Source organism: Streptomyces sp. NPDC107517, assembly GCF_055582645.1.
Map to the genome: position 1 here is coordinate 254,031 of NZ_JBVJPM010000010.1, position 23,541 is coordinate 277,571.

Genomic DNA, 23,541 nt, shown 5'->3' on the forward strand with positions numbered 1-23,541 from the left:
TATCTGACAGCGAAATATCTGGTGCCGAAGGGTCTGGCCGTAAACTGCCCCCATGGAACGCGACTCGACTGATGAGCATCTGGCGCGCTGGCTGCCGCTCATGCCGGACCTCGACCCGGACATCGAGGGCGCGGTCACGCGCGCGGGCGAGCTCACCCGGCATCTGCGCAAGGTCCGTGAACAGGCCCTGGCGGACGTGGAGCTGGAGCGGTTCGAGTACGACACGCTGCACAAGCTCGCGGGGCGCGGCGGACGCGCGACGCCCTCGGAACTCGCCGCTGACCTGGGCCTCGCCCCGGCCTCCGTCACGGGCCGCCTCGACGGCCTCGAACGCCGCGGCCTCGTCGTCCGTACGCCGTCCAGGACCGACCGGCGCCGCGTCGACGTGGAGCTGACCGAACCGGGTCACGCGATCTGGCGCAAGGCGATGGACCGGCTCGGGGGCGAGGAGCACCGGGTGCTCGGCGCGCTCGACGCGAAGGAGCGCAGGCTGCTCTCGGACCTGCTGCGGCGGGTGATGGTGGCCGCGGAATCGGGCCCCGGCGGCCACCGGCCCTGAGGGGCCCCCAGAGACGTCAGCCGTGACGCCGTACCTCGCGCACTGGTCCGGCGTCGGCCTGACACCGCGCCCCGCTCACTTCACTGGTCCGGCGTCGGCCTGACGCCACCCCGCCACTGGGCCGCGTCAGCCCCGACGGCGCCTGCGCCCGCCCGGCCGCTCCCGCCGCCGCAGCGCCAGCAGCCCGCCACCCGCGAGCATCGCGACCGCCGCCGAGCCGCCGAACGCCCAGTCGTCCGTGTGGGACGTGGTCGACGCGGCGACGGGAGCGCCCGGCGCGCCCTCCGAGCCCGCGGCCCCCGCACCCGGCTTGGCCGCCGCCCCCTTGGGCTGCTCGCTCAGTGGCGTGACCAGCGTGCCGACCGGATCGGCCTTGCCCGCCGCCGCGAACCCCCAGTCGAGCAGCGCCGCCGTCTCCTCGTACACCGCCTCGTACCCGGACTTGGGGTGCATGACGGTGACGAGCAGGGTGCGCCCGCCGCGGGTCGCCGCGCCGGTGAACGTGTTGCCGGCGTGCGAGGTGTAGCCGTTCTTCACACCGATGAGCCCCTGGTACCCGGCCACGCCCTGCCCGGTGAGGAGGCGGTCCGTGTTCTGGATCTGGAACGTCTTCTTGCCTCCGGCCGGGAAGTCGGCCGTCTTCGTGGCGCAGTAGCCGCGGAAGTCCTCGTTCTTGAGCCCGGCGCGCGCGAACAGTGTCAGGTCGTACGCCGACGACACCTGCCCCTTGTGGTCGAAGCCGTCGGGGCTGACCACATGCGTGTCGTTCGCCTGGAGGTCCTTCGCGCGGGCCTGCATCTGGCGGACGGTCTCGCCCACCCCGCCGTTCATGCTGGCGAGCACGTGCACCGCGTCGTTCCCGGAGCGCAGGAAGACGCCCTGCCACAGCTGCTCGACGGTGTACGAGGTTCCGGCCTGGACGCCGACGAGGCTGCTGCCGTACGGGATCCCGGCGAGATCGGCGGCGGTCACCTTGTGGACCGAGGCCCGCCCGAACTTCGGCAGGACCGTGTCCGCGAACAGCATCTTGAGCGTCGACGCCGGAGGCAGCGCGCGGTGCGCATCGTACGAGGCGAGGACGTCGCCGCTGTCGTGGTCGGCGACGAGCCACGCCTTGGCGGCGAGCTTCGGCAGCCGGGGCGCGCCGGACGCCACCTGGACACCGGACTCGCCGAGACGCTTCCCGCCGACGGCGGAGACCGCGGCCGAGGCGCGGGGCCCCGGCAGGGTGACGGAGGCCGCGGCGCCGAGACCGAGGGCGAGCGCGGCACGACGGCTGACGTGGTGCGATGAAGAGGAGCCGGGCATCAGACGACCGTACAAGCCGCGCATGAACCGAAGGTAAGAGCCCCCCGCCAGTCAGGCGGCCTGCCGGTCAGCCGGCCCGGCACCCCCCGCACCCCCCGCAGCCCCCGCCGCCCCCGAAGGTCAGCCCTTCCCCTTCCCGTTCCCCTTCTCCATCCCGTTCCCCTTCCCCTTCTCCCGCGCCGCCGTGGACGCCTCCGTCATCCCCGGCAGGAAGTCCGTGAACAGCTCGTGGACCTCGAGGACGAGCGGCCGCAGCACCCGGAACCGGGCGAGGGCGACCCCGCGCGTCGTCAGGCGTGCCCCCCGTTCGGCGAGGCGCCGGCTGCGCTCCCGGTCCTCGGAGCTGTCGAAGACCCAGTACAGGACGAGACCCATCTGGGAGAGCCACATCAACTCCGGCAGGATCGCGGCGAGTTCGGCCGGAACCTTCGCCTTCGACCCGGCCAGCACCTCGCGGTGCACGTCGATCGCCGTCTCGCGGGCGTGCTCCGACTCGGGCGAGAAAGGGCTGAGCGGGCTGGTCGGGTCCGCGGCGGTCTTGAAGAACTGGGCCGCGAACTCGTGGTACGGCTCCGCGATCTCCAGCCAGGCGCTCAGCACCCCGGCGAGCCGCTTCTCCAGGTCGGTCTCCCGGTCGAGCACGGGCCGCACGGCCGCCCGGTGCTCCGCGGAGATCTGGTCGTAGAACCCCTGGATGAGGTGTTCCTTGCCCGCGAAGTAGTAGTACGCGTTGCCGACGGAGACCCCTGCCTCCTTGGCGATGGCCCGCATCGTCGTCTTGTCGTAGCCCCGCTCCCGGAACATCCGCATCGCGGTCTCCAGGATCAGCGCCCGCGTCTGCTCACTCTTCGCGGGACTCTTCGCGGGGTTCTTTGCGGGGCTCTTCGCAGGGCTCTCGGGGGTCTCTTTCTCTGCTGGCACGCTCAGAGCCTAATCGGGTACGTGGCAGCCGCTGTCGCAGGCCGTGGCGCCGTAGTACGTCCAGCCGTCGACGCGGTCGTACACCCAGCCGTCCGTCCTGCGGTAGGCGCCGCCTCCGGCCCTCCTGACCTGCTGGTCCCGATGTGCCTGGCGGTACTTGGCGGCGCCGAGGACCGCGGCGCGCGCGAGCCGGGCGCCGGCCGGGGTGCTGAACTTGTGGGACAGGGGCCGGTACTCGGACAGTGCCCACAGGGTGACGACCCAGGCGGCGGGCCCGCGGTAGATCTGGCCGCTGTCGCCCACGAGCGTGATCTCCGAGAGCGTGGAGACGTGGTCGATCCCCGGGCAGCGGCGCCGGGCCTCTTCGGACCCGGCCGGCACCAGGTCGAGCGGGACGAGCTGCCGCTGCCGGGCGAGCCAGTTCCGCAGGAACGTGCAGAGCGGGCACTGGGCGTCGTAGAGCAGGATGAGCCGGCGGACCGGGGCCCCCGTGGTGCTCCGGTCCACGACCTCGCTCATCGCCGTCACGCCCCGGCCACCGGCGGCGCGGCCCAGCCCTGCGGGGGTACGGGCGGCTGCTGCTCCCGCTCCATCACGCCCCGCCGCCGGATCTTGTTGAGCACCCACACGTTCCCCAGGTGCATGACGCCGAGCACGAGGAGCACCACGCCGAGCTTCGTCGACAGGGCCTCGAAGATGTCCCGGGTGTCGGCGATGGCGTCGTCCCCGCTCAGGTACAGCGCCACGAAGCCGAGGTTGACGAGATAGAAGCCGACCACGAGCAGGTGATTGACGGCCTCCGCGAGCTTCTCGTTCCCGTGCAGCACGTCGGCGAGGAAGACCCTTCCGTTATGGCTCAGGGTGCGCGCCACCCAGACGGTCAGGCTGATGCTGACCACGAGGTAGACGACATATGCGACGACTGTGAGGTCCATTTCCCCACCCCTTCTTGAACGCGTTCAAAAACGCTGTCGAGAAGGACTGTAGACCTGTTTTTGAACATGTTCAAGCGAGGGTCGGCCGACGGGAACCGGTGAACCCCGATATCAACTCCGCGCCAGTTCGGGCCGCTTGAGATAGTCCGTGAGGCCGATGACGTTGCCCCACGGATCCGCGATCTCCACGACGTATCCGGTGGAGGTGGAGAACGGCGGGTCGACGGGGGAGATCCCGGCCTCCGCCAGCGCCCGGGCCGCCGCCTTCGCGTCGCGCACCTCCAGCCATACGCGCGGCCCCGGCCACGGAGGAGGCCGGTGGCCGAAGTCCTCCTCCGCGCGCAGCAGTACGCCGGGTGTCTCCTTGCCGGCTTCGAGGAGCGCGATCCCCGCCTCGTCGAGGCGGAACTTCACGCGGAAGCCGGCCCGCTCGTAGAAGGAGACCGCCTCGCCGAGATCGCCGACGGGGAACAGCATGTTGTCGAAGCCGAGCAGTTCAAGCTCAAGTGACATACCGTCAGATTAGCCATGATCGGGGCGAACCGGACGGCACATCGTCAGCGGCGGATACGTGGCGCGCCGGTCACGGAGGTCATCAGGCAGTACAGGGAGGTCGTCGCGGTGATGAAGAGGATGTTGTTCTTGGGGCCGCCGAACGCGACGTTCGAGACCGGCTCCGGGACGTTGATGCGGCCGATCCGCGTGCCGTCGGGGTCGTAGCAGTGCACGCCGCCGTGCATGGCGGCGGCCCACAGCCGCCCGCCGTCGTCGAAGCGGATGTTGTCGAAGCGGCCGTCTTCGCCGCTGGTCTCGGCGAAGACCTTGCCGTCGCTGAGGCTCTCGCCGTCGTCGAGGACGTCGAGGACGCGGATGTGCCCGGCCCGGGTGTCGGAGACGTACAGCTGGCGCTCGTCGGGCGAGAAGACGAGGCCGTTCGGTGCCCCGAAGCCCTCGGCGACCTGGCGCACCTTGCCGGTGGCGGGGTCGATCCGGTACACGTTGTTGGCGCCGATCTCGGACTCGGCGCGGAAGCCCTCGTAGTCGCTGGTGATCCCGAAGTCCGGGTCGGAGAACCAGATCGAGCCGTCCGAGCGGACCACCGCGTCGTTCGGGCTGTTGAGTCGTTTGCCCTCGAAGCGGTCGGCGAGGACGGTGACGCGCCCGTCGGCCTCGGTGCGGGTGACGCGGCGGCCGCCCTGCTCCGCGCTGATGAGGCGCCCCTCGCGGTCGAGGGTGTTGCCGTTGGTGTGTCCGGCGGGGGCGCGGAAGAGGCTGACGGCGCCGGTCACCTCGTCCCAGCGCAGCAGGCGGTCGTTCGGGATGTCGCTCCAGATGAGCTGGCGCCAGGCGGGCAGATAGACGGGGCCTTCGGTCCAACGGCTGCCGGTGTGCAGGGTGGTGAGGCTGTCGTCCCCGAACGCGCACCGTCCGGTACGGAAGCGCTCGTCCAGAATCTCGTACACGCTGGGCTGGTTCTGGCCAGACATGGTTATCCCCCAGGAACTGTAGGCCGAATGACATCCTGTCGTATGGGACTATGGCAGAACGAGATACGGTTACGCCATGGTCGGCGGAGCGGGAGTGGGTCACAGTGGCAGTGGATGACATGGACCGGAAGCTGGTGGCGCTGCTCCAGCGGGACGCGACGACGGCGTACGCGGCGCTCGGCAAGGAGGTCGGTCTCTCGGCGGGCGCGGCCCACGAGCGGGTGCGCAAGCTGCGCGAGCGGGGCGTGATCCGGCGGACGACCGTCGATGTGGACCCGGCCGCGCTCGGGCAGGGGGTGCTCGCGTTCGTGATGGTCGAGTCGTCGTCGTGGATGGGCGAGTCGGCCGGGGAGTTCGCCGCGATCCCCGAGATCCAGGAGGCGCACGTCATCGCCGGCAGCGCGTCGGTCCTGGTGAAGGTGCGCACGGAGACGACCGGGCAACTCCAGGACGTGCTGCGGCGGTTGTACGCGATCGAGGGCGTCAGCGGCACACAGGCGACGGTGGCCCTGGAGACGTTCTTCGAACGCCCCGTGACAGCAGGCCCGTGACAGCAGGCCCCTGACAGGGGGCCCGTGATGCGCCGAGAGCCCCGCCCCCGGTGCGAAACCGGGAGCGGGGCTCTCAGGGATGTGCGAGACGTACGACCGGGAAGGTCAGTAGCGTCGCGTGATCAGCGCGCGCTTGACTTCCTGGATCGCCTTGGTGACCTCGATGCCGCGCGGGCAGGCGTCCGTGCAGTTGAACGTCGTGCGGCAACGCCACACGCCGTCCTTGTCGTTGAGGATCTCCAGGCGCTGCTCGCCCGCCTCGTCACGCGAGTCGAAGATGAAGCGGTGCGCGTTGACGATCGCGGCCGGGCCGAAGTACTGGCCGTCGTTCCAGAACACCGGGCACGAGGACGTGCACGCGGCGCACAGGATGCACTTGGTCGTGTCGTCGAAGCGCTCGCGGTCCTCGGCGGACTGCAGACGCTCGCGCGTCGGCTCGTTGCCCGTCGTGACCAGGAACGGCATGACGTCCCGGTAGGCCTGGAAGAACGGGTCCATGTCGACCACGAGGTCCTTGAGGACCGTGAGGCCCTTGATGGCCTCGACCGTGATCGGCTTCTCCGGGCTGATGTCCTTGATCAGCGTCTTGCAGGCCAGGCGGTTGCGACCGTTGATGCGCATGGCATCCGAGCCGCAGATGCCGTGCGCGCAGGAGCGCCGGAAGGTCAGCGAGCCGTCGAGCTCCCACTTGATCTTGTGGAGGGCGTCGAGGACACGCTCCTTCGGATCGATGTCGAGCTGGAAGTCCTCCCAGACCGCGTCCGCGGAGACCTCCGGGTTGAACCGGCGGATGCGGAAGGTGACCGTGATGAGGTGCGAGCCGTTGTCCGCCTCGAGAGCCTCGAGCTTGTCCATGGTCGGGGTAGCCATCAGTACTTACGCTCCATCGGCTGGTAGCGGGTCTGGACGACCGGCTTGTAGTCCAGACGGATGGACTCGGAGCCGTCGTCGCCGACCTCGCGGTACGCCATGGTGTGGCGCATGAAGTTGACGTCGTCGCGGTTCGGGAAGTCCTCGCGGTAGTGGCCGCCGCGGGACTCCTTGCGCGCCAGGGCGGAGGTCGCCATGACCTCGGCCAGGTCGAGCAGGTTGCCCAGCTCGATGGCCTCCAGGAGGTCGGTGTTGAACCGCTTGCCCTTGTCCTGGATCGAGACGTTCCGGTACCGCTCGCGCAGCTCGGCGATCTTCTCGACGGCCGTCTTGATCGTCTGCTCGGTGCGGAACACCATCACGTTGGCGTCCATGCACTCCTGGAGCTCGTTGCGGATCACCGCGACGCGCTCCGAGCCCGTGGAGTTGCGCAGCCGCTCGACCTGCTCGACGACCATCGAAGCCGGGTCCTCGGGCAGCTCGACGTAGTCGGCCTTCTCGGAGTACTCGGCGGCCGCGATGCCCGCACGACGCCCGAAGACGTTGATGTCGAGCAGCGAGTTGGTGCCCAGGCGGTTGGCGCCGTGCACGGAGACGCAGGCGACCTCGCCGGCGGCGTACAGACCGGGGACGACGGTGGTGTTGTCCGACAGGACCTCACCCTCGACGTTCGTCGGGATGCCGCCCATGGCGTAGTGCGCGGTCGGCTGGATCGGGATCGGGTCCGTGTAGGGCTCGATGCCGAGGTACGTGCGCGCGAACTCCGTGATGTCCGGGAGCTTGGCGTCGAGCTGCTCCGGCGGGAGGTGCGTGAGGTCGAGGTAGACGTGGTCGCCCTCGGGACCGCAGCCGCGGCCCTCACGGATCTCCGTGTAGATGGAGCGGGACACGACGTCACGGGACGCGAGGTCCTTCATGACGGGCGCGTACTTCTCCATGAAGCGCTCGCCGTCCTTGTTGCGGAGGATGCCGCCCTCACCGCGGGCGCCCTCCGTGAGAAGGATGCCCATGCGCCAGATGCCGGTCGGGTGGAACTGGAAGAACTCCATGTCCTCCAGCGGCAGACCGCGCCGGTAGCAGGCCGCCTGGCCGTCACCGGTCAGGGTGTGCGCGTTCGACGTCACCTTGAAGAACTTGCCGGTGCCGCCCGAGGCGTAGATGACCGACTTGGCCTGGAAGATGTGGATCTCACCGGTCGCCAGCTCGTACGCGACGACACCGGCGGAGTGCTTGACGCCGTCGACCTCGGTGATGAGCTGGTCCAGGACGTAGAACTCGTTGAAGAACTCCACGCCCTCCTTCACGCAGTTCTGGTACAGCGTCTGAAGGATCATGTGGCCGGTGCGGTCCGCGGCGTAGCAGGACCGGCGGACCGGGGCCTCGCCGTGGTTGCGCGAGTGGCCGCCGAAGCGGCGCTGGTCGATGGTGCCGTCCGGGGTGCGGTTGAACGGCAGGCCCATCTTCTCCAGGTCGAGGACGGAGTCGATGGCCTCCTTCGCGAGGATCTCGGCGGCGTCCTGGTCGACCAGGTAGTCACCGCCCTTGATCGTGTCGAAGGTGTGCCACTCCCAGTTGTCCTCCTCCACGTTGGCGAGCGCGGCGGCCATGCCGCCCTGCGCCGCGCCCGTGTGGGAGCGGGTGGGGTAGAGCTTCGTCAGGACCGCGGTGCGGCTGCGCTTCGTCGACTCGATGGCCGCGCGCATGCCCGCGCCGCCGGCGCCGACGATGACGGTGTCGTACTTGTGGATCTTCATGAGTGGTTGCCTCAGCCCCGTGCCTATCGGATGTTCGGGTCGAAGGTGAAGATCACCAGCGTGCCCAGCAGGATCGTGAACACCGTGGCGGTGTACAGGAGGCCCTTCAGCCACAGGCGCGTGTTCGGGCGCTCGGCGTAGTCGTTGATGACCGTACGCAGGCCGTTCGCGCCGTGCAGCATCGCGAGCCACAGCATCAGGAGGTCCCAGCCCTGCCAGAACGGCGAGGCCCAGCGGCCCGCGACGAACGCGAAGCCGATCTTGCTCACGCCGCCGTCGAGGACGAGCTGGATGAGCAGGTGGCCGAGGACCAGGACGACGAGGACGACGCCGGACAGGCGCATGAAGAGCCATGCGGCCATCTCGAAGTTGCCGCGCGTCGAGCGCGGGGTCTTCGAGGTGCGCTTGCGGGGGGCCTCGATGACGGGGGCCGGGTTGTCGACGTCGTAGAAGGCGACGGTCTCGACGGGTCCGACGCCGGGCGTGTTCGCAGGGGTGGTGTCAGCAGACATGTCTGGCGTCAGCTCCCGAAGAGTTCACGGACGGCGTGGCCGAGGACCGGGTACAGCGCGCCCACCATCAGCACGACCCAGATGCCGACGACGGTCCAGAGCATCTGCTTCTGGTAGCGCGGGCCCTTCGACCAGAAGTCGACGGCGATGACACGCAGGCCGTTGAGCGCGTGGAAGAGGATGGCGGCGACGAGGCCGTACTCGAGGAGCGCGACGATCGGCGTCTTGTAGGTGGAAACGACGTCGTCGTACGACTCGGGGGAGACGCGGACGAGAGCGGTGTCCAGGACGTGTACGAACAGGAAGAAGAAAATGAGGACACCGGTGACTCGATGAGCCACCCACGACCACATGCCTTCCCGGCCGCGGTACAGCGTTCCAGCCGGCACGGAAGAACCCTCCGGGAGCGGGGATTGGGGCCGCGCCGGCTTCTCTGTCGGTCGGGCCCGGCCGGGTACGGTCCACCGGCCGCTCGTCATCGTATCGACGAGTTGTCGGCTCGCTCGCCCGGGGGCCGCCGGTGTGATCAAACAGGCAATCAAACAGCCACGTACGGGCTATCGGACGCGCTGTCGGGGCGCCCGGAATCCGCTGGTTCCTGCGGGTCTATCGCTTCCTGGGGCTCTGTGCGGGCGTCGGGCGACCTGACGAGCCGGGCGAGTCGTCCCCGGGCGAGTCGCCGCAGTTCGTCCCAGGACAGGACGCGCTCCTCCTCGGGATCGTTGCCAAGGCGTGACCGGATTCCGGCCAGGAGCTGGTCCAGGGCCTCGTCGGGCCCGTAGCCGTCGAGGCAGATCACGAACGCGTGGCCGAAGCGGCTCTCGTACGCGCTGTGCGCGGCGCCGAGCGCGGTGTGCGCGACGGAGTACGAGCGGTGCGGGGCCAGGGGGAGCGACTCGCGGGACAGGGCCTCGTCGAGGTCGGCGGGCGCGAAGTCGTAGACCGCCTCGTCGGCCGCGGCGAGCAGGGCGTCGAGGTCCGGGTAGGGCCGGTGCGCGACGAGGCGACGGGACCAGTGGAGTGAACCGCAGCAGGCCAGGAGGGCGCGCTCGGCCTCGGCCGCGGGCAGCGCGTTGAACCGGGTGAGGCCGTGCGGGGACGACTGCACGGACGACGAATGCCCTGGTGAGGACTGCACCGGTATGGCGGCATGCCCGGGGAGGCGGGAGAAACGATGCGAAGGCAGCGTGCGCTCCTCGGCGAGACGTGGGACGTGACTGGCCTGACACTGGGACGAGACGTGGATCAGGAGTGCCACGGGACATGTGACATGTGGTGAGGGTGTGACGGACGTGCGTACACGCTAGCGATCTGGGTCAGGAGCCGTCTGGCGGATGCACCGATTTCACCCGGACGGGAGAGTTTGGGGGCGTGTGGTGGACGGGAGGTCGGGGTCGCGGGACCGTACGGTCGCCTCCTAGGACGCGGAATTCGATGTCGAGGTTGCTGTCGAAACCGGAAGGCGGGCACTGATGCGTACGCGGAGTCGATCGAAGGGCGGCGCGGGACTCGTCGTGGCGGGGACGGTCGCGCTGACCATGGTCCTCGCCGGCTGTTCCGGTGACGGGGGCGGCACCGGCGCCGAGAGCCCCTCCGACGGAAAGTCCGCGTCCCCCACCCCGGCCTCGGCCCGGACCTCGGCGGAGCCCTCGCCCTCGAAGTCGTACGCCCTGTCGAAAACCCCCCAGACCATCCCCTCCGTGCGCGAGCACACGGCGGCGCGCGGGCCCGGGTGGCGCCCCACCGGCGGCCGCGTCGTCATCGGGGACGCGAAGCTCTCCGACGAGGGCAAGCTCATCGCCGCCGAGCTGAAGCTGAAGTACGCGGGCAAGGCCGAGGCCGGCGCCGGTGACGTGGAGCTGGCGCTCGGCGGGAGCGGCAACCAGGAGTCGTACACGATGACCGTGAAGGACGGCCGGGTGCGGATCGTGGGGCCGGGTGACGCGGGCGTCTTCTACGGCACGCGCACGCTCAAGCAGGAGGTGCACGGCGGGGGGACCGCGCCGGAGGGCGTGGTGAAGGACGCGCCGGCGAAACCGCAGCGCGGATTCATGCTGGACATCGCGCGCAAGCCCTTCACGGCCGACTGGATCAAGGACCGGATCCGGGAGATCAGCGACCTGAAGTACAACCAGTTCGGTCTCCATTTCTCCGACGACCAGGCCTTCCGCATCCAGTCGGACTCGCACCCCGAGATCGTCTCGCCCGACCACCTCACCAAGGCGCAGGTCCGCGAGATCGTCTCGCTCGCCGCCGAGCGGCACGTCACCGTGGTCCCCGAGATCGACTCGCCGGGACACCTCGGCGCGGTGATCAGCGCGCACCCCCAGCTCCAGCTGCGGAACACGGCAGGTGTCGCGACGCGCGGCGCCGTCGACATCTCGAACCCCGAGTCGGCGAAGATCGTCGACGATCTGCTGCGTGAGTACGCTCCCCTCTTCCCCGGCGCGTTCTGGCACCTGGGCGGCGACGAGTACCAGGCCCTGACGGTGAAGAACCCCGAGGCGTCCTTCCCGCAGCTCGCGGCCGCCGCCCGGAAGAAGTACGGGGCGAACGCGACGGTCGAGGACCTCACGACGGGCTGGCTGAACGACCGGGTCGCCACGATGAAGCCGTTCGACCGCTCCCTCAAGGCGTGGAACGACGGGTTCTTCCGGGGCGGTGTCGTCAAGGCCGACAAGAGTCTGGAGGTCGCCTACTGGACGGGCAAGGAGATCGGGGCGCGCCCGCCGGAGGAGTACCTGGCCGAGGGCCGCAAGATGACCAACTACAACGACGAGTACCTCTACTACGTCCTCGGTCAGCCCAACAACTTCGTGTACCCGACCGGGCAGCGGATCTACGAGAGCTGGACCCCGCTCGTCGTGCGCGGCACGACGCCGGTGCCCGCGAGGTACGACAGCCAGATCCTGGGCGGCACGTTCGCCGTGTGGTGCGACCTCGCGAACTCGCAGACGCAGGCGCAGATCGCGCAGGGCATCCGCATGCCGCTGCGGGCGACGATCCAGAAGCTCTGGTACCCGGGCAAGCCTCCGCTGACGTGGCCGGAGTTCGTGGCGCTCGCGAACCGGCTGGGGTCCTGAGCGGCTAAGTGGTGGACAGCGCGGTGGCCTGAACCGTATGTTCCGCTGGCCGGTGATCGACGCGCTCTGGGGAGATGCGCGCGACCGGCTCACCTGAACCCGTGGGGGGTCCGCTGTGTCCACAAGTCCTGCTGTGCTCAAGTCGCCGGTCGGCGTCGCGAAGGCTGTCGTCGTCCTGCTGGGAGTGACGGCCGCGATCGACCTGTTCGCGCTGTGGGTGGGGTTCGAGCAGCGCAGCCTCGCGGCGGACTTCGTCGCCGGGCACTTCTCGGCGGGCAGTGAGGCGGACGCCGACCGCATCGACTCGCTGTACGGGGCGGCGGGCGTCGCGCAGATCTGTGCAATCGTGGCGACCGCGGTCGTCTTCATCGTCTGGTTCCGGCGGGTGCGCATCAACGCCGAGGTGTTCCGGCCCGACGGGCACAGCAGGTCGCGCGGCTGGGCCTCGTGGGGCTGGTTCGTGCCCTTCGTGAACCTGTGGGCGCCGCGTCAGGTCGCGACCGACACCTGGGACGCCAGCGTTCCGGAGGCGGGCCTGATCCCGCAGAAGCACTCCCACACCGTCATCAACTGCTGGTGGTCGCTGTGGCTGCTGGGCAATGTCGTCGGCCGCTTCGCGGGCAGCCAGTACGACAAGGCCGAGGAGATCGGCGAGATCAAGACGGCCACGGAGATGCTGATGCTTTCCGACGCGCTCGACATCGCCGCCGCCGTCGCGGCCATCATGTTCGTGCGCTCCCTGACCCGCATGCAGAACGAGAAGGCACTCCGCGGGCCCGCGCCCGAGTACGGGCCCCTCGGCCACGGTCTGGCGTAATCCCCGGATTCGGGTTTTCTCTGGCGCCTTCACGGATGGCTGTGGTGTATTCGGCCCGAGCCGAGATCAGCCGCTTTCGAAGGCACCGGGGGGACACCGGCATGGGTTACTGGGGCTATTACGTCGTGGCCAGGAGCGAGCGGCCGCTCGCCGAGCTCGCCGCGCTGGGCGGGGCGCGCGACGCGCTCGCCCTCCTGGAGCGGCGGGCCGACGGCTGGCAGGTCTGGGAGTGCCCGGACGGCGGGGACCGGCGGCACGACGTCGGCAGCATGAACGCGCTGGCCGCCGAGACGGGGGCGCCCGCCCTGTTCGGCTACGTCATGGACAGCGACTGCGTCGTCATCGAGGCGGCCGCGCCGGAGAGCGGCGCCTGGACCACGTGTCTGGCGCGCGAGGCCATGGCCGGGTACCTCTCCGAGGACGAACTGACCCTGGAGGACTACTTCCTGGAGCCCGTCGACGCCGCGCGGCGCGCGGTCGCGTGGGCGCGGGAGTGCGGCCGCACCGTCGATCCCGGGCCGCTCGCCGACGTCCTGGGCCAGGACCCCGACCCCTTCGCCGAGCCCCTCTTCTTCCGCTTCCTCGACCGGCTCGGCGTCGCGCCGCTGTGACGTTCCTGCGCCCCGGCACGCAGAGATCCCCGTAGGGACGAAGTACCGGGTGGGCAGGGAAAGGGCGTACTTCATGAGCCTGGTGGAGCTGATCGCGCAAGCCGACGAGCGGGGTCTCGCGGCCAGCGGTCTCGCCTGCCTCGACCGCTGCGTGCCGCTGCTGGGCGCCGAGGACGACGAGGCGCTGCGCCCGCTGTGGGGCAGCCTCGCCGTGGGCGGGCCGGAGTGGGGCGAGTGCCTGGCGCAGGTGCGGGCCGCGTTCCCGGCCGGGCCGGACGACGACGTGGACGAGGCGTCCGGGCTCGCCCGGCGCATGCTGGCCGCCGTGCCGGACGCCCCGTCGTCGCCCGCGCTGCGCGAGTGGGCCGACGCCTGCTCGGTCGGCGCGCTCCAGATCCATCGCATGCTGGACACGATGGAGGACGGCGCGGGCTCGGTACGGTCCCGGCGCGAGGGCCGCACGGACGGTATGTCCCCGCTGGTGGCGGCCGAACTGCGGCGCCAGGTCACGATCCTCGAGCTGCTCGCGGGCCGGGGCGCGGGCGGCCTGCGTCAGGCGCTCGACGTCTCGACGGAAGGCCGGCGCATCCTGCGGGCCGTCGTGTCGCGGCGCGCGCGGGGCCGCGTCTGATGCACGGGATTTCCGGGCCCTCCCCGCGGGCGTGGGCGGCGATCGCGCTGCCGGTCGCGGCGGCACTCGTCGCGCTGGCCGCGCACCGGGGCATGCCGGACGATCCGACCGGCCGACTCCGCGTAATGCCAGGGGTGTTGAAGGATGCAGCGCTCCCCGACGGCAGTACGGCGGCGCTGGCCGGGTGCGGTGCGCCGGGTCCTGTGAGACCCGCGCCGCGCGGCGAGGGCGAGCAGGCGCCCGCACCCGCGCTCGTGCTCACCTCTTACGGGTACTCGAGTTCGGGGCCGCGCTTCGACGGCCCGGCCGCCTTCACGGTCGGCGCGGTCGTCGACCCGGGACCGCGGCCGCTGACGCTGGCCGCGCCGGTGGGCGGGCGGCGCATCACGGTCGACGTGTACGGGCCGCACGGCGAGGGCCGCATCGCGTCGGCGCGCGGGCTCACGGCAAAGGTGACGAAGGGGGCGAAGCAACGGCCTGTCCCGCCGGCTTCGGGCGCCTACCGCTTCACGGACATCGGGAACCTGGATCTGGAGATCGAGCTGCCCGAGCGGGCGGTCTGCCCGGGACATACGCGGGCGGACATCGGCCGCTGCGCGCCCTCGCACACGAACCGGATCGAGGACTGTCCCGTCGTCGTGCTCACGCTCACCGACGAGGCGGTCCGTGCGCGGCGCGCGCTGGTCGAGGGGGCCAAGAGCCCCGAGCGGTTCAGCGACCGGCTCGTGGCGGTGTCGTTCGAGGAGAACGCCGCCGGGGTCTGAGCTCACGGATCCGGCACCGCGGAGCCGAACGGAACCGGGCCCGGCCGCCCCCTCCTGCGGTCGGGTCCGCTTCCGTGGAAGGTAGTGATTAACCCATCCGGGCGCGGCGGCGCAAGTGAGGTCACAAAGCGGGCAGTTCCGGCAGGGCCGAAACGGCTCTCGCCGCGCGATTGCCCGAGTGGGTCGGGAACCGCGCGGCGAGAGGTTCTGGCGCGTTTGTGCAGGTGGTACGGGTGGCGCCTACGGGGCCAGCGTGGTGCCCAGGCGGTTGCCCGTCGCGGCGCCGAGCTGCGTCAGTCCGTAGTACTTGGACGTCGACAGGCCGAGGCCGGTGCTGTTGCTCGGGACGTACAGGAGCGTGCCGTTGCCGGCGTCCTCGCCCGCGGCGCCGATCACCAGGTCTGCGCGGCCGACGCCGGTCAGGTCGGTGAGGGAGACGGCGGAGCCCAGGTTGTCCTTGGTCTCCGTCGAGCCGGGGACGCCGGGCTCGTCCTGCGAGATCGCGAGGGCGCCGGTGCCGGTGAGACCGCTCGACGAGCCCTTGAACAGCAGCGACGTACCCGCGTCGGTCCGGGCGGACGTGCGGGTGATGTCCTCGTTCGGGGCGCCGGCCAGGACGTCCGCGTAGCCGTCGGCGTTGTAGTCGCCGACCGAGACGGACGCGCCCAGGGCGTCGCCGGACTCGGCGGCGCCGGGGACGCCGGAGGTGGCCTGGTGGATGACCTTGGCGCCGGTGGCGGTGAGGCCCGTGCCCGCGGTGCCGTAGACGGCGGTGACCTGGCCGCCCGCGTACGCGCCGGACTCGGCGGTGTAGGGCTGGCCGATGACGATGTCGTCGACGCCGTTGCCGTTGATGTCGCCGGCGGCGATGGAGCGGCCGCCCTTGACCGTGAGCGTGCCGGCCTTGGTCAGGCCGTTCCTTCCGCCCTTGAACCAGACGACCCGGCCGACCGAGGTCGAATCGCGGTAGTTGAGTGCGACGTCCGCGTAGCCGTCCTTGTTGAAGTCGCCGCTGGTGGCGTCCTCGTAGGAGAGGGCCGTGTCGCCGCTGGTGATGTTGGAGCTGCTCTCCTGGCCTTCGGCGTAGCGCGCGGTCCAGGTGCCGCCGGTGCCGGTGGAGGAGGCGAAGACGTCCGCCTTCCCGTCGGCGTTGAAGTCGCCGACCGCCACGGCGGAGCCGTACTTGGCGCTGTTCGCGTAGAAGCCCTCGTCGAGGTTCATCTGCGAGCCGGTGGTGAACGCGGGGCCGTACAGGATGGTGACCGCGCCGCGGTCGGTGTGACCGGAGGTGTCGTTCTCACCGGGCTGGCCGATCGCGAGGTCGGCGTAGCCGTCGCCGTTGATGTCGCCGGTGGCCACGGCGGCGCCCCACTGGTCGCCGGTCTCACCGGCGCCGGGCACACCAGGGCTTGACTGCGTGAGCGAGATCTTCTTCGCGCTGTCGGGGCCGCTCGTGCCGCCCGGTACGACGACGACGCGGCCGCCGCTGGAGCCGGCGGGCACGCCGGCGACGAGGTCGCCGATGCCGTCGCGGTTCACGTCGGCGGTCGGGGCGGCGGAGCTGCGGCCCGGTCCGGCGGCGAAGGAGCGGATCGTGCCGAGCCGGTCCTCGAGCTGCTTGCCCGGGCAGTCGGTGGCGTACGCGTCCTGGTGGCCGGAGATGGTGCGCAGGGTCGCGGTCTCGCCGGTCTTGTAGACGCCGGTGTCAGCGGCGGCGACGAGGCTCACCGAGCCGTTCGGGTCGACGCCGTACTGGCCGAGCTTGTACGCGGCGACGCGTGCGGCGGACTCCATCGCGGCCCGCGAGGGCTTGGAGTCGACGAAGTTGCCGAGAATCGCGATGCCGGTCGAGTAAGAGTTGAAGCCGTACGTGTGCGCGCCGAGGACGGGCTCGTCGATGCCGCCCTCGCGGCCCTCGAATATCTGGCCGCACTTGTCGACCAGGAAGTTGTAACCGATGTCCTTCCAGCCGTTGCCGTCCGGCTCCGGCTTCACGTGGTACGCGTAGTCGGCGCGGATCAGCTTGGCCGAGTCGGCGCAGCTGTAGTCGTTCGCGTCCACGGTGTGGTGGATGAACGCGGCCTGGATCTTGTCGATGTACTCCGGCGGGCTGTAGTTGACCGCGAGAGAGGTGTCCGGCTTCCACTCCGACCGCATGATGATCGGCGGCTGCTTCACCGTGGAGGGCGGTGCCGGCGGCTTGGTGGGCGTCGGCGACGGGCTCGGGCTCGCGGAGGCGGAGTCCGACGGGCTCGGGGAGCCGGCCGGGGCCGAGTCGCTGGGCGAAGGCGACGCCGACGGCGAGGGGTTCCCCGGGGCGGAGGTGGAATCCGACGGAGACGGCGAGGGGGACTCGTCGAGGTCCGTGGTGTACGCCGCGTTCTGAGGCCCACCGGCAGCGACGGATGCCTTGGCTGCCTTCGCTTCCTTGGAGGTGACACCCGGGTCGACCATCGCCAGGGTGAGCCCCTTGGGCAGTGCGGCCGACGACCCGTCGGCGGCGACCACGCGCGCCTCGACGCCGTCCGAGGGCCCGACCCACCGGGACTCGGACATGCCCCGCACGCCGTTCTTGCTCTCGGTGGTGTCGGGATCGGGCAGGTGCGCGTCCGTGTTCACGGACACCCAGTCGGTCCACTTCCCGGTGACGCTGCTGCGCGTACGGACCTCGGCGGTGCCCTTGAGCTCGGCGCTCTGCTTGTCCCAGGTCACCCCGACCAGCGAGAACGGCTCCGTGCCGGTGCGCGCGAGCTCCCGCTTGGCGCTGCCGTCTGCCTTCAGTTCGGCGGAGCGCACCTTGACCGGCCGCGGAGTCGTCGCGGAGGGGTCGGAGCCACCGGGCGCCTCCGGGCTGGCGACGGCGTACGTCACCACACCCGCGCCACCGAGGACGACGGCCCCCACCGTCACCCAGGCCCTGCGCTTGAGACTCAGCGGTTTGTACGCATGTGATCTGCGCGCACGCGGATTACGCGGGCTCAAATGCCCCACCCCTCGAAGAAGTTCACAAATGCCACACCCGTCACACGGGTAGTTGCTCTATTCAGCGATCGACCATCGGGAAGCGTCACTGGTTGTGCTGGTGTGCTGCAGCTCACTTGGAAGTCGTCTGGAAGTCGCCCGGCGGTCACCTGGTCAGTTCGCCGCCTTCGCCCTCCTGGGGACGTCGTGCTCGCCCACGTGGGACCACCGGGCTGCCGTCGAGCGGCGGGACGGGCGGCCATGTCCGAAAGTTCCGGCTGCTCGCGCACGGAGGGCGGCGTGCTGTAGAACCGGCCTGTTTCCCCTGTCGGTCGGCCGTGGCGCGCCGCCGCCGGAGTGCATCTTCCGCATGCTCACCGAGCGCTCGCACCCCCACTCGATGGCCCGGTACTACGACACCCACTGGTTCCAGAGTTACGAGGACGAGGAGCAGGCCCGAAAGTGAACAGACTTTGCTCGGGACATCTGACGGCGATATCGCTCCTGTGCGTCGCGTTGGCCGGTTGCGGCGCGGGGGCGGGCGGCTCGGACACGGCCAGGCCCAAGGCGACGAAGCAGGCCGACTCGAAGGCGCAGGAGAAGGCGAAGGGAAAGGCGGCGGCCCGCGTGCCGACCACCCCCGCCGACTTCCTCGACCTCGCCGACAGAGCCATGGCCTCCGAACCCGGCTGGACCTTCGTCGTGACCGGCGACGAGGCCCTCACGCTCCAGGGGCAGGAGAGCGGCGCGTCCTACGAGGCCACCGTGTGGCGAACCGGGAAGCCGGAGGCCCTCCGTTCCGAGGGTTTCATCACCAGCAGCAAAGGTGTACAGAAGGCGGAGAAGGTGTTCGTCGTCGGCGGTACGACCTACGTCAAGGAGGGGACCGCCGCCTGGAAGAAGGATGCCTCCACCGACCCCGCGATGGAGAACAAGGTTGAGGACCCGGTGGCCGCCATCGACGCGTACCGGGGTTATCTCAAGGCGGGCAACAAGGATGTCGTCGCAAAGAAGAAGCGCGACACCGTAGAGCTTCAAGTCAGCCTTCAGCCTTCGAGTTTGAAGGACGTACAGGGCCGCGCCTACGTGAAGACCGCCGTCCGCGAGCTCGACTCCGTCCTCTCCCAGCTCCAAGGCGCCGACGTCGCCACCGGCAAGTCCCAGATCACGCTCGCCAGGCTCGACGAGACGCTGACGCTGGACGCCAGGACCGGACGGATCAAAGCCCATCGGCTCGGGTTCGCCTTCCTCGTTTCTCACGACGGCGGGTACATCAACTACCGGCAGGACGTGAGCGAGGTGAACTACGGGGTGTTCAAGGGGAACATCAGCCTGCCCGTGGGCGTGGGCTGACGGGGTTCAACAACGTTGTGGTTCACAACAGAACGGGTCGGCAGACGACGTGCTGAGGATCGAAGAGCTGGAGGCCGTGCTTCCGGCGATGGTGCCGTGGCGTGTGACGGCGGGACGCGGCCTGGACTGGGCTGCCCTTGAGGCGGCCCTCGGGACGGCGCTCCCCTCGGACTTCCGCTCTCTGGCGGAGGCGTATCCGGTCCTGGTCGTCGACGACTTCCTTATGGTGTCTCTTCCGACCCCTGGTAACGAGGCGTTGTGGGCGTCCGGGTGCCGGGAGGACGAGATCCTTCAGGATCTGTACGAGATGGACGACACCGAGGACTACGTTCCCTTCCCCCAGCCGGGAGGCCTGATCGGCTGGGCGGCGTCCTATTCCGGGGACTCCTTCTACTGGAGGACGAGCTCCCCGGACCCGGACGCATGGCCGGTGGTCGTCCGCACGGACAACGACGAGTGGTTCGAGTTCCCGGTCGGTGCCGTGGAGTTCCTGGCCGGCGTGTACGGGCGCACCATCGACGTGCCGGGCATGCCCGAGGACTTCCCCAGCAGCAACCCGCAGGTGCTGGGCCTGAGTGAGTGACCGCGTCGACTGATCGGCAACTGAGGGATCCCCAGGTTTTCTCGTGAGCGTGGAAAGCTGTCGCCGTCACCGGAGCCCGCTCGGGGCAGGCTCCGGTGAGCAATGACTGTTGTGCTCTGTGCTACGGGCAGCTCACGCGTCCGTCACCGGGGTCGGTCGTGCAGGTGTCGGTGCCGAAGCCGCCGTTGGCGGTGTCGTTGCCGGAGACGTTGTCGACCGTCTCACCCTCTACGTTCCCGAGTCCGACGTCCCCGGCATGGACTTCGTCGAGCACGCGGAGTATCTGGCCGGGTTCGCGCCCGCTCGGGCACGAGCCTGTGGGAGCCGTACGGCATCCATCCGGCGCCCGGCGGACTCCTGGAGTGGGGGACGTCCGAACAGGCGGACCAGTTCTACTGGCTCACCGAGGGCGACGACCCCGACCGCTGGCCCGTCCTCGCGTCGGAAGACATCCCGGACACCTGGACCCGCTTCGACGGCACGGCGGCCGAGTTCGTCTTCCGCATGCTGACCGAGCGCTCGCATCCGCACTCGGTCGCCCGCTATTACGACACGCACTGGTTCCAGAGCTACGAGGACGAGGACTAGCTCGGCAATTCGGTGGCGGGCCCGGCCCTCCACCGACGACCATGCGACGTATGACTGACCAACCCGCACGATGGAGCCAGGCGAGCGTCTACCCCGACATGTGGGCCGACCCGGACGACGATCCCCGCAGCAGCGAAGGCGTCAGCGCGGAAGGCGAACTGGCGACACTCCAGACTTTCCTGTCGGACTACCGACTGACCCTGCGGATGAAGTGCGAGGGTCTGGACCCGGAGCAGCTGGCCCGCCGGTCGGTGCCGCCGTCGACGATGTCACTGCTCGGCCTCCTCCGGCACCTCGCCGAGGCGGAGCGGGACTGGCTCAACTGGATAACCGACGGCGAACCGCTGCCGAAGCTGTACGGCGACCCCGACGGGGATTTCAACGGCGCCGTCGCCGAGCAGGCCGTGATCGACGCTGCGTACGCCGATCTCGAACGCGAGCAGGCCGCGACCGACGCCGCGCTGGCCGGGCATCCGGATCTGGGCGAGCGTCTCGGGAAGGAAGAGATCCCGGTCCGGGAGCTGCTGGTGCACCGGGTCGAGGAGTACGCCCGCCACTGCGGCCACGCCGACCTGCTGCGCGAGTGCATCGACGGACGGGTGGGCCAGTAGGCCCGTCGCTCAGCGTCGCGGGCGGTCGGCCGCCTTCACCGCACCGAGGAACGCCGTCCACGCTCCGCTCGTGAACACGACCGCAGGGCCGTGAGGGTTCTTGCTGTCACGGACGGGGACGTGGGCGGCGCAGGCAGAGTCGTTGACCTCCAGGCATTCGCCGCTTTCGCCACCGCTGTACGTGGACTTGCGCCAGGCGTCGCTGACTTCGAGGCATTCGCCGCTACTGCTGCCGCTGTAGCTGGACTTGCGCCACATCGTCAGGGCTGAGGCATCGGCGACGCGGACGTGCTGCCGCTGCTGCTCACTGCTGCTGTGCGTCATGCTCGTAATCCTCCGCGACGGACCTGATCAGGTCCAGGGACTTGCGGTGCGACAGCGCGTCGCCCATGGCGTGATCGTAGACAGCCTGACATTCGCGTACTACAGACGGGAGTTCAAGGACGCGCCCCGTCTTGAGCGCCTCCACGTACGCGACCGGCGGTAGGTCCGCGAACCACATCAGGGAAACAGAGCCCTCCAGTAGGGCGTGCAGGCCTGCCGAGAACGGCAGCACGTGCACTCGGATACGGCGACTCTCCCCTACCTCGGCGATGTGACAGAGCTGCTCGCACATCACTGCCGGGCCGCCCACCGGTCGTCGTAGGACCGCTTCGTCGAGGAGGTACCAGGCCACTGGTGAGGTGAAGTTGTCCAGGACGCGGGCGCGATCGAGGCGTGTGACAAGGAGCCTGTCACGTTCCTCGTCGGTCTTCGGCGGGAAGCCGGACTGGAGCACTTCGCGGGCGTACGCCTCGGTCTGGAGCATGCCGGGCACGAGTTTCGGCGCGTACGTTCTGATCGCCGTCGCCTGGCGCTCCAACTCCAGTGCTTCCGCGAAGTGTTCGGCAACCCGGCCCTCTCCCTGCGTCGGCAGGAAGTTCTCGAAGACGCCGCCCGTCCTGAGTACCTGATCGAGACGGCGGGCGTCCTCAAGGGACGGCCGGCGGCGGCCCGCCTCGATGTGCGCGATGTGTGTGCGGGACATGATCGCCCGCATGCTCAGCTCCTCCTGCGTGAGCCCGGCGGCCTCGCGGCGTCGCCTCAGCTCATCCCCGTAACTTGTCCGGGAACCGGGGTTGTCCTCGATCGCCATCCGCAACTCCCGTATGTGCGACTTGCGTTGTCACGCTCGGACCACTGGCGAGCCTAGCTGCGGCGACCTCACCCTGTGACCGGTTTTCCACGCAGAGTGAGATCGAGAGGCAGTGCAGATGCAGCACGGGGAAGGCGCGTTCGTCGCCCACACCGGTACGGACGTCTACGGGCCCGGCAAGGTGCTCGGCGTCGACGGGGAATTGCGGCGGGTGCGCTTCGTGTACTTCGTGGCGACGATCGCGGCGCGAGATCTGCGGCCCGCTTCCGAGAGCGAAGAGGTCTGGGTGCGGGCGTGGCTGCGGGAGCGGGCGCAGAGATATGGCGGGCAGTGGTGATGACGCCAAGTGACCGTTCGCATACGCAAGTTGCGGTACGGTGAGCGCGACAGCACGCCTCGAAGTCGTTTCGATCGGACATGAGGCGGCCCTCAACGCCGGTACCAGCCAGCGAAGAGGGCCTTCATCACCAGTGGAGAGAAGCCACCGGAAAATGCTTCGTCATGCTATCGCGCCTGCCCGTTTCTTCAGCCAGGTGCCGAACGAAATCCTCCGCCATCCGCGCCTCTCGTCGGACGCCGTACGGCTGTTGACCTGGCAGTTGTCGCTCCCCGGCGATGCCAGGGACCCGTTGTCGAAAACCGCCCGTCAGGCCGGGATCGGCAAGTGCGCCTTCAACCGCGCCAAGGCCGAACTGAAGCGCGAGGGTTATCTGCACGAGTGGCGCCAGCAGGGTGTTCGCGGTCTGTGGTCGACCGTGCAGCTCGTCTCCAATGTGCCACTGAAGCCGGAGCAGGCGCTCGCCTTACGGGACGGGGCTCCGGCGGGCGGCATCCCGGCCGTCGGTGAGCCGACCGGCCGGACCGTCGGCCGTCATCCAGAGAAACCCGTTCTTGAGAACAACCCCCACCATCCCGAGGCGCATCCCGAGACGCATGCTGAGATGCCTGCCGAGGCGCATCCCGAGATGCCTGCCGAGCCGGAGCCGCCTGCGGCACCCGTGTCCACCGAGGCCGGGCGCCAACTCGTCGCCACCGTCGTGGACTTGGAGCCGAGGCTCCGCGTGCCGCGCGGCATGCTGCCGCAGCTGGCGGCCCTCGCAAGTGCCTGGCTGGAGGCGGGGCACTCGCCAGGCGGCGTACGGGCGCATGTGCAGCGCAGCTTGCCGGGCCCCAAGCAGCCGATCCATAGGCCGGGCGGCCTGCTGCGGTACATCCTGAGCGACGTACCACCGGCGCCTGTCGCGGAAGCGGCACGCCCGGAACCCGTACAGCCGCGCATCGCCCAGCTACGGGAATGCGAGGGCGTACACACGCAAGCGCGCCTGTTCCGGCCGGAGGGTGACGAGGAATTCTGCGGCGCGTGCTTGCGGGGACAAGTGCCTGCGGGGGCGAGTGCCTGACGGCGCGGTACGGCTGTAGGGCCGCTCCCGGTTGCCGGGACGCGGAAGTCGATGCCTCCCCCGGACTGCCGTCCTACCTCGTTGTATGCCTGTCTCCGGCTCGTGAA

General features: G+C 69.8%; 27 protein-coding genes. 12 read left to right on the top strand and 15 right to left on the bottom strand.

Annotated elements, in window-relative coordinates:
* Positions 1-52 precede the first annotated feature (52 nt).
* On the top strand, positions 53-559 hold the full coding sequence (locus tag ACZ67T_RS24000) for a MarR family winged helix-turn-helix transcriptional regulator (RefSeq protein WP_469986697.1): 507 nt from the start codon (positions 53-55) through the stop codon (positions 557-559).
* A 126-nt stretch (positions 560-685) separates the two neighbouring features.
* On the opposite strand, the gene ACZ67T_RS24005 is transcribed toward ACZ67T_RS24000, so the two are convergent.
* From ACZ67T_RS24005 to ACZ67T_RS24030, 6 genes are all read right to left on the bottom strand, one after another.
* On the bottom strand, positions 686-1,867 hold the full coding sequence (locus ACZ67T_RS24005) for a D-alanyl-D-alanine carboxypeptidase family protein (RefSeq protein WP_469986698.1): 1,182 nt from the start codon (positions 1,865-1,867) through the stop codon (positions 686-688).
* Positions 1,868-1,987: 120 nt separating this feature from the next.
* A complete protein-coding gene (locus ACZ67T_RS24010; RefSeq protein ID WP_469986815.1) occupies positions 1,988-2,677 on the bottom strand; it encodes a TetR family transcriptional regulator in 690 nt (229 codons plus the stop codon).
* A 120-nt stretch (positions 2,678-2,797) separates the two neighbouring features.
* Positions 2,798-3,307: a thiol-disulfide oxidoreductase DCC family protein gene (locus ACZ67T_RS24015; protein WP_469986817.1), complete on the bottom strand. Its 510-nt coding sequence runs from the start codon at positions 3,305-3,307 to the stop codon at positions 2,798-2,800.
* Positions 3,308-3,312: 5 nt separating this feature from the next.
* A complete protein-coding gene (locus ACZ67T_RS24020; protein WP_469986700.1) occupies positions 3,313-3,723 on the bottom strand; it encodes a hypothetical protein in 411 nt (136 codons plus the stop codon).
* Positions 3,724-3,834: 111 nt separating this feature from the next.
* On the bottom strand, positions 3,835-4,236 hold the full coding sequence (locus ACZ67T_RS24025; protein ID WP_469986702.1) for a VOC family protein: 402 nt from the start codon (positions 4,234-4,236) through the stop codon (positions 3,835-3,837).
* 44 nt (positions 4,237-4,280) lie between these two features.
* Entirely contained in the window at positions 4,281-5,210 is a 930-nt protein-coding gene (locus ACZ67T_RS24030; protein WP_469986703.1) for an SMP-30/gluconolactonase/LRE family protein, read from the bottom strand.
* Positions 5,211-5,320: 110 nt separating this feature from the next.
* Here ACZ67T_RS24030 and ACZ67T_RS24035 point away from each other — a divergent pair, with 110 nt between their 5' ends.
* Complete coding sequence (locus tag ACZ67T_RS24035) at positions 5,321-5,761, top strand: Lrp/AsnC family transcriptional regulator (protein WP_469986819.1); 441 nt, start codon at positions 5,321-5,323, stop codon at positions 5,759-5,761.
* A 105-nt stretch (positions 5,762-5,866) separates the two neighbouring features.
* On the opposite strand, the gene ACZ67T_RS24040 is transcribed toward ACZ67T_RS24035, so the two are convergent.
* The 5 genes from ACZ67T_RS24040 to ACZ67T_RS24060 form a co-directional block, all read right to left on the bottom strand.
* Positions 5,867-6,631 carry a succinate dehydrogenase iron-sulfur subunit gene (locus tag ACZ67T_RS24040; protein ID WP_116510811.1) on the bottom strand — a complete coding sequence of 255 codons (765 nt, stop codon included), beginning with the start codon at positions 6,629-6,631 and terminating at the stop codon, positions 5,867-5,869.
* The gene (gene sdhA, locus ACZ67T_RS24045; RefSeq protein ID WP_469986704.1) at positions 6,631-8,385 is read right to left on the bottom strand and encodes a succinate dehydrogenase flavoprotein subunit; all 1,755 of its coding nucleotides are present in this window, start codon (positions 8,383-8,385) and stop codon (positions 6,631-6,633) included. Before sdhA ends, ACZ67T_RS24040 begins: the two co-directional genes overlap by 1 nt.
* Before the next feature lie 23 nt (positions 8,386-8,408).
* The gene (locus ACZ67T_RS24050; protein ID WP_469986706.1) at positions 8,409-8,897 is read right to left on the bottom strand and encodes a succinate dehydrogenase hydrophobic membrane anchor subunit; all 489 of its coding nucleotides are present in this window, start codon (positions 8,895-8,897) and stop codon (positions 8,409-8,411) included.
* Between the two features lie 8 nt (positions 8,898-8,905).
* The gene (gene sdhC / locus ACZ67T_RS24055) at positions 8,906-9,286 is read right to left on the bottom strand and encodes a succinate dehydrogenase, cytochrome b556 subunit (protein ID WP_100594758.1); all 381 of its coding nucleotides are present in this window, start codon (positions 9,284-9,286) and stop codon (positions 8,906-8,908) included.
* 149 nt (positions 9,287-9,435) lie between these two features.
* On the bottom strand, positions 9,436-10,035 hold the full coding sequence (locus tag ACZ67T_RS24060) for a 2-oxo-4-hydroxy-4-carboxy-5-ureidoimidazoline decarboxylase (RefSeq protein WP_469986707.1): 600 nt from the start codon (positions 10,033-10,035) through the stop codon (positions 9,436-9,438).
* Positions 10,036-10,369: 334 nt separating this feature from the next.
* Here ACZ67T_RS24060 and ACZ67T_RS24065 point away from each other — a divergent pair, with 334 nt between their 5' ends.
* From ACZ67T_RS24065 to ACZ67T_RS24085, 5 genes are all read left to right on the top strand, one after another.
* Positions 10,370-11,980 (top strand): beta-N-acetylhexosaminidase, encoded by a 1,611-nt coding sequence (locus ACZ67T_RS24065; protein ID WP_469986709.1) that lies wholly within the window; start codon positions 10,370-10,372, stop codon positions 11,978-11,980.
* Between the two features lie 115 nt (positions 11,981-12,095).
* The gene (locus ACZ67T_RS24070; RefSeq protein WP_469986710.1) at positions 12,096-12,797 is read left to right on the top strand and encodes a DUF4328 domain-containing protein; all 702 of its coding nucleotides are present in this window, start codon (positions 12,096-12,098) and stop codon (positions 12,795-12,797) included.
* 101 nt (positions 12,798-12,898) lie between these two features.
* Complete coding sequence (locus ACZ67T_RS24075) at positions 12,899-13,408, top strand: hypothetical protein (protein WP_469986712.1); 510 nt, start codon at positions 12,899-12,901, stop codon at positions 13,406-13,408.
* 73 nt (positions 13,409-13,481) lie between these two features.
* A complete protein-coding gene (locus ACZ67T_RS24080) occupies positions 13,482-14,039 on the top strand; it encodes a hypothetical protein (RefSeq protein ID WP_469986713.1) in 558 nt (185 codons plus the stop codon).
* Positions 14,039-14,803, top strand: a complete 765-nt coding sequence (locus tag ACZ67T_RS24085) for a hypothetical protein (RefSeq protein ID WP_469986714.1) — start codon at positions 14,039-14,041, stop codon at positions 14,801-14,803. Before ACZ67T_RS24080 ends, ACZ67T_RS24085 begins: the two co-directional genes overlap by 1 nt.
* A gap of 240 nt (positions 14,804-15,043) precedes the next feature.
* On the opposite strand, the gene ACZ67T_RS24090 is transcribed toward ACZ67T_RS24085, so the two are convergent.
* Complete coding sequence (locus tag ACZ67T_RS24090; RefSeq protein ID WP_469986716.1) at positions 15,044-17,713, bottom strand: FG-GAP-like repeat-containing protein; 2,670 nt, start codon at positions 17,711-17,713, stop codon at positions 15,044-15,046.
* Positions 17,714-18,226: 513 nt separating this feature from the next.
* Between ACZ67T_RS24090 and ACZ67T_RS24095 the strand changes: the two genes are divergently transcribed.
* Together ACZ67T_RS24095 and ACZ67T_RS24100 are read left to right on the top strand one after the other, a co-directional pair.
* On the top strand, positions 18,227-19,117 hold the full coding sequence (locus ACZ67T_RS24095) for a hypothetical protein (RefSeq protein WP_469986718.1): 891 nt from the start codon (positions 18,227-18,229) through the stop codon (positions 19,115-19,117).
* Between the two features lie 49 nt (positions 19,118-19,166).
* Positions 19,167-19,700 (top strand): hypothetical protein, encoded by a 534-nt coding sequence (locus ACZ67T_RS24100; protein WP_469986719.1) that lies wholly within the window; start codon positions 19,167-19,169, stop codon positions 19,698-19,700.
* Between the two features lie 121 nt (positions 19,701-19,821).
* Here the strand turns inward: ACZ67T_RS24100 and ACZ67T_RS24105 are convergent, their stop codons facing one another.
* Complete coding sequence (locus ACZ67T_RS24105) at positions 19,822-19,974, bottom strand: hypothetical protein (RefSeq protein ID WP_469986720.1); 153 nt, start codon at positions 19,972-19,974, stop codon at positions 19,822-19,824.
* A gap of 355 nt (positions 19,975-20,329) precedes the next feature.
* Between ACZ67T_RS24105 and ACZ67T_RS24110 the strand changes: the two genes are divergently transcribed.
* Positions 20,330-20,899, top strand: coding sequence for a DinB family protein (locus tag ACZ67T_RS24110; RefSeq protein ID WP_469986721.1), 570 nt, complete (start codon positions 20,330-20,332; stop codon positions 20,897-20,899).
* Between the two features lie 9 nt (positions 20,900-20,908).
* Here the strand turns inward: ACZ67T_RS24110 and ACZ67T_RS24115 are convergent, their stop codons facing one another.
* Positions 20,909-21,223 carry a DUF397 domain-containing protein gene (locus tag ACZ67T_RS24115; RefSeq protein WP_469986723.1) on the bottom strand — a complete coding sequence of 105 codons (315 nt, stop codon included), beginning with the start codon at positions 21,221-21,223 and terminating at the stop codon, positions 20,909-20,911.
* A complete protein-coding gene (locus ACZ67T_RS24120; RefSeq protein ID WP_469986725.1) occupies positions 21,204-22,034 on the bottom strand; it encodes a helix-turn-helix domain-containing protein in 831 nt (276 codons plus the stop codon). The genes ACZ67T_RS24115 and ACZ67T_RS24120 overlap by 20 nt, the downstream gene beginning before the upstream one ends.
* Positions 22,035-22,152: 118 nt before the next feature.
* On the opposite strand from ACZ67T_RS24120, the gene ACZ67T_RS24125 reads away from it, so the two are divergent.
* Together ACZ67T_RS24125 and ACZ67T_RS24130 are read left to right on the top strand one after the other, a co-directional pair.
* Positions 22,153-22,371: a hypothetical protein gene (locus ACZ67T_RS24125; protein WP_469986727.1), complete on the top strand. Its 219-nt coding sequence runs from the start codon at positions 22,153-22,155 to the stop codon at positions 22,369-22,371.
* 154 nt (positions 22,372-22,525) lie between these two features.
* Positions 22,526-23,434, top strand: coding sequence for a hypothetical protein (locus tag ACZ67T_RS24130; RefSeq protein WP_469986728.1), 909 nt, complete (start codon positions 22,526-22,528; stop codon positions 23,432-23,434).
* Positions 23,435-23,541: the final 107 nt, after the last annotated feature.

Coding starts and splice junctions, on each gene's coding strand:
- ACZ67T_RS24000 (WP_469986697.1), top strand. CDS start 53: ATGGAACGCGACTCGACTGATGAGCATCTGGCGCGCTGGCTGCCGCTC.
- ACZ67T_RS24005 (WP_469986698.1), bottom strand. CDS start 1,867: ATGCCCGGCTCCTCTTCATCGCACCACGTCAGCCGTCGTGCCGCGCTC.
- ACZ67T_RS24010 (WP_469986815.1), bottom strand. CDS start 2,677: ATGCGGATGTTCCGGGAGCGGGGCTACGACAAGACGACGATGCGGGCC.
- ACZ67T_RS24015 (WP_469986817.1), bottom strand. CDS start 3,307: ATGAGCGAGGTCGTGGACCGGAGCACCACGGGGGCCCCGGTCCGCCGG.
- ACZ67T_RS24020 (WP_469986700.1), bottom strand. CDS start 3,723: ATGGACCTCACAGTCGTCGCATATGTCGTCTACCTCGTGGTCAGCATC.
- ACZ67T_RS24025 (WP_469986702.1), bottom strand. CDS start 4,236: ATGTCACTTGAGCTTGAACTGCTCGGCTTCGACAACATGCTGTTCCCC.
- ACZ67T_RS24030 (WP_469986703.1), bottom strand. CDS start 5,210: ATGTCTGGCCAGAACCAGCCCAGCGTGTACGAGATTCTGGACGAGCGC.
- ACZ67T_RS24040 (WP_116510811.1), bottom strand. CDS start 6,631: ATGGCTACCCCGACCATGGACAAGCTCGAGGCTCTCGAGGCGGACAAC.
- sdhA (WP_469986704.1), bottom strand. CDS start 8,385: ATGAAGATCCACAAGTACGACACCGTCATCGTCGGCGCCGGCGGCGCG.
- ACZ67T_RS24050 (WP_469986706.1), bottom strand. CDS start 8,897: ATGTCTGCTGACACCACCCCTGCGAACACGCCCGGCGTCGGACCCGTC.
- ACZ67T_RS24065 (WP_469986709.1), top strand. CDS start 10,370: ATGCGTACGCGGAGTCGATCGAAGGGCGGCGCGGGACTCGTCGTGGCG.
- ACZ67T_RS24075 (WP_469986712.1), top strand. CDS start 12,899: ATGGGTTACTGGGGCTATTACGTCGTGGCCAGGAGCGAGCGGCCGCTC.
- ACZ67T_RS24080 (WP_469986713.1), top strand. CDS start 13,482: ATGAGCCTGGTGGAGCTGATCGCGCAAGCCGACGAGCGGGGTCTCGCG.
- ACZ67T_RS24085 (WP_469986714.1), top strand. CDS start 14,039: ATGCACGGGATTTCCGGGCCCTCCCCGCGGGCGTGGGCGGCGATCGCG.
- ACZ67T_RS24110 (WP_469986721.1), top strand. CDS start 20,330: ATGCGACGTATGACTGACCAACCCGCACGATGGAGCCAGGCGAGCGTC.
- ACZ67T_RS24115 (WP_469986723.1), bottom strand. CDS start 21,223: ATGACGCACAGCAGCAGTGAGCAGCAGCGGCAGCACGTCCGCGTCGCC.
- ACZ67T_RS24120 (WP_469986725.1), bottom strand. CDS start 22,034: ATGGCGATCGAGGACAACCCCGGTTCCCGGACAAGTTACGGGGATGAG.
- ACZ67T_RS24125 (WP_469986727.1), top strand. CDS start 22,153: ATGCAGCACGGGGAAGGCGCGTTCGTCGCCCACACCGGTACGGACGTC.
- ACZ67T_RS24130 (WP_469986728.1), top strand. CDS start 22,526: ATGCTTCGTCATGCTATCGCGCCTGCCCGTTTCTTCAGCCAGGTGCCG.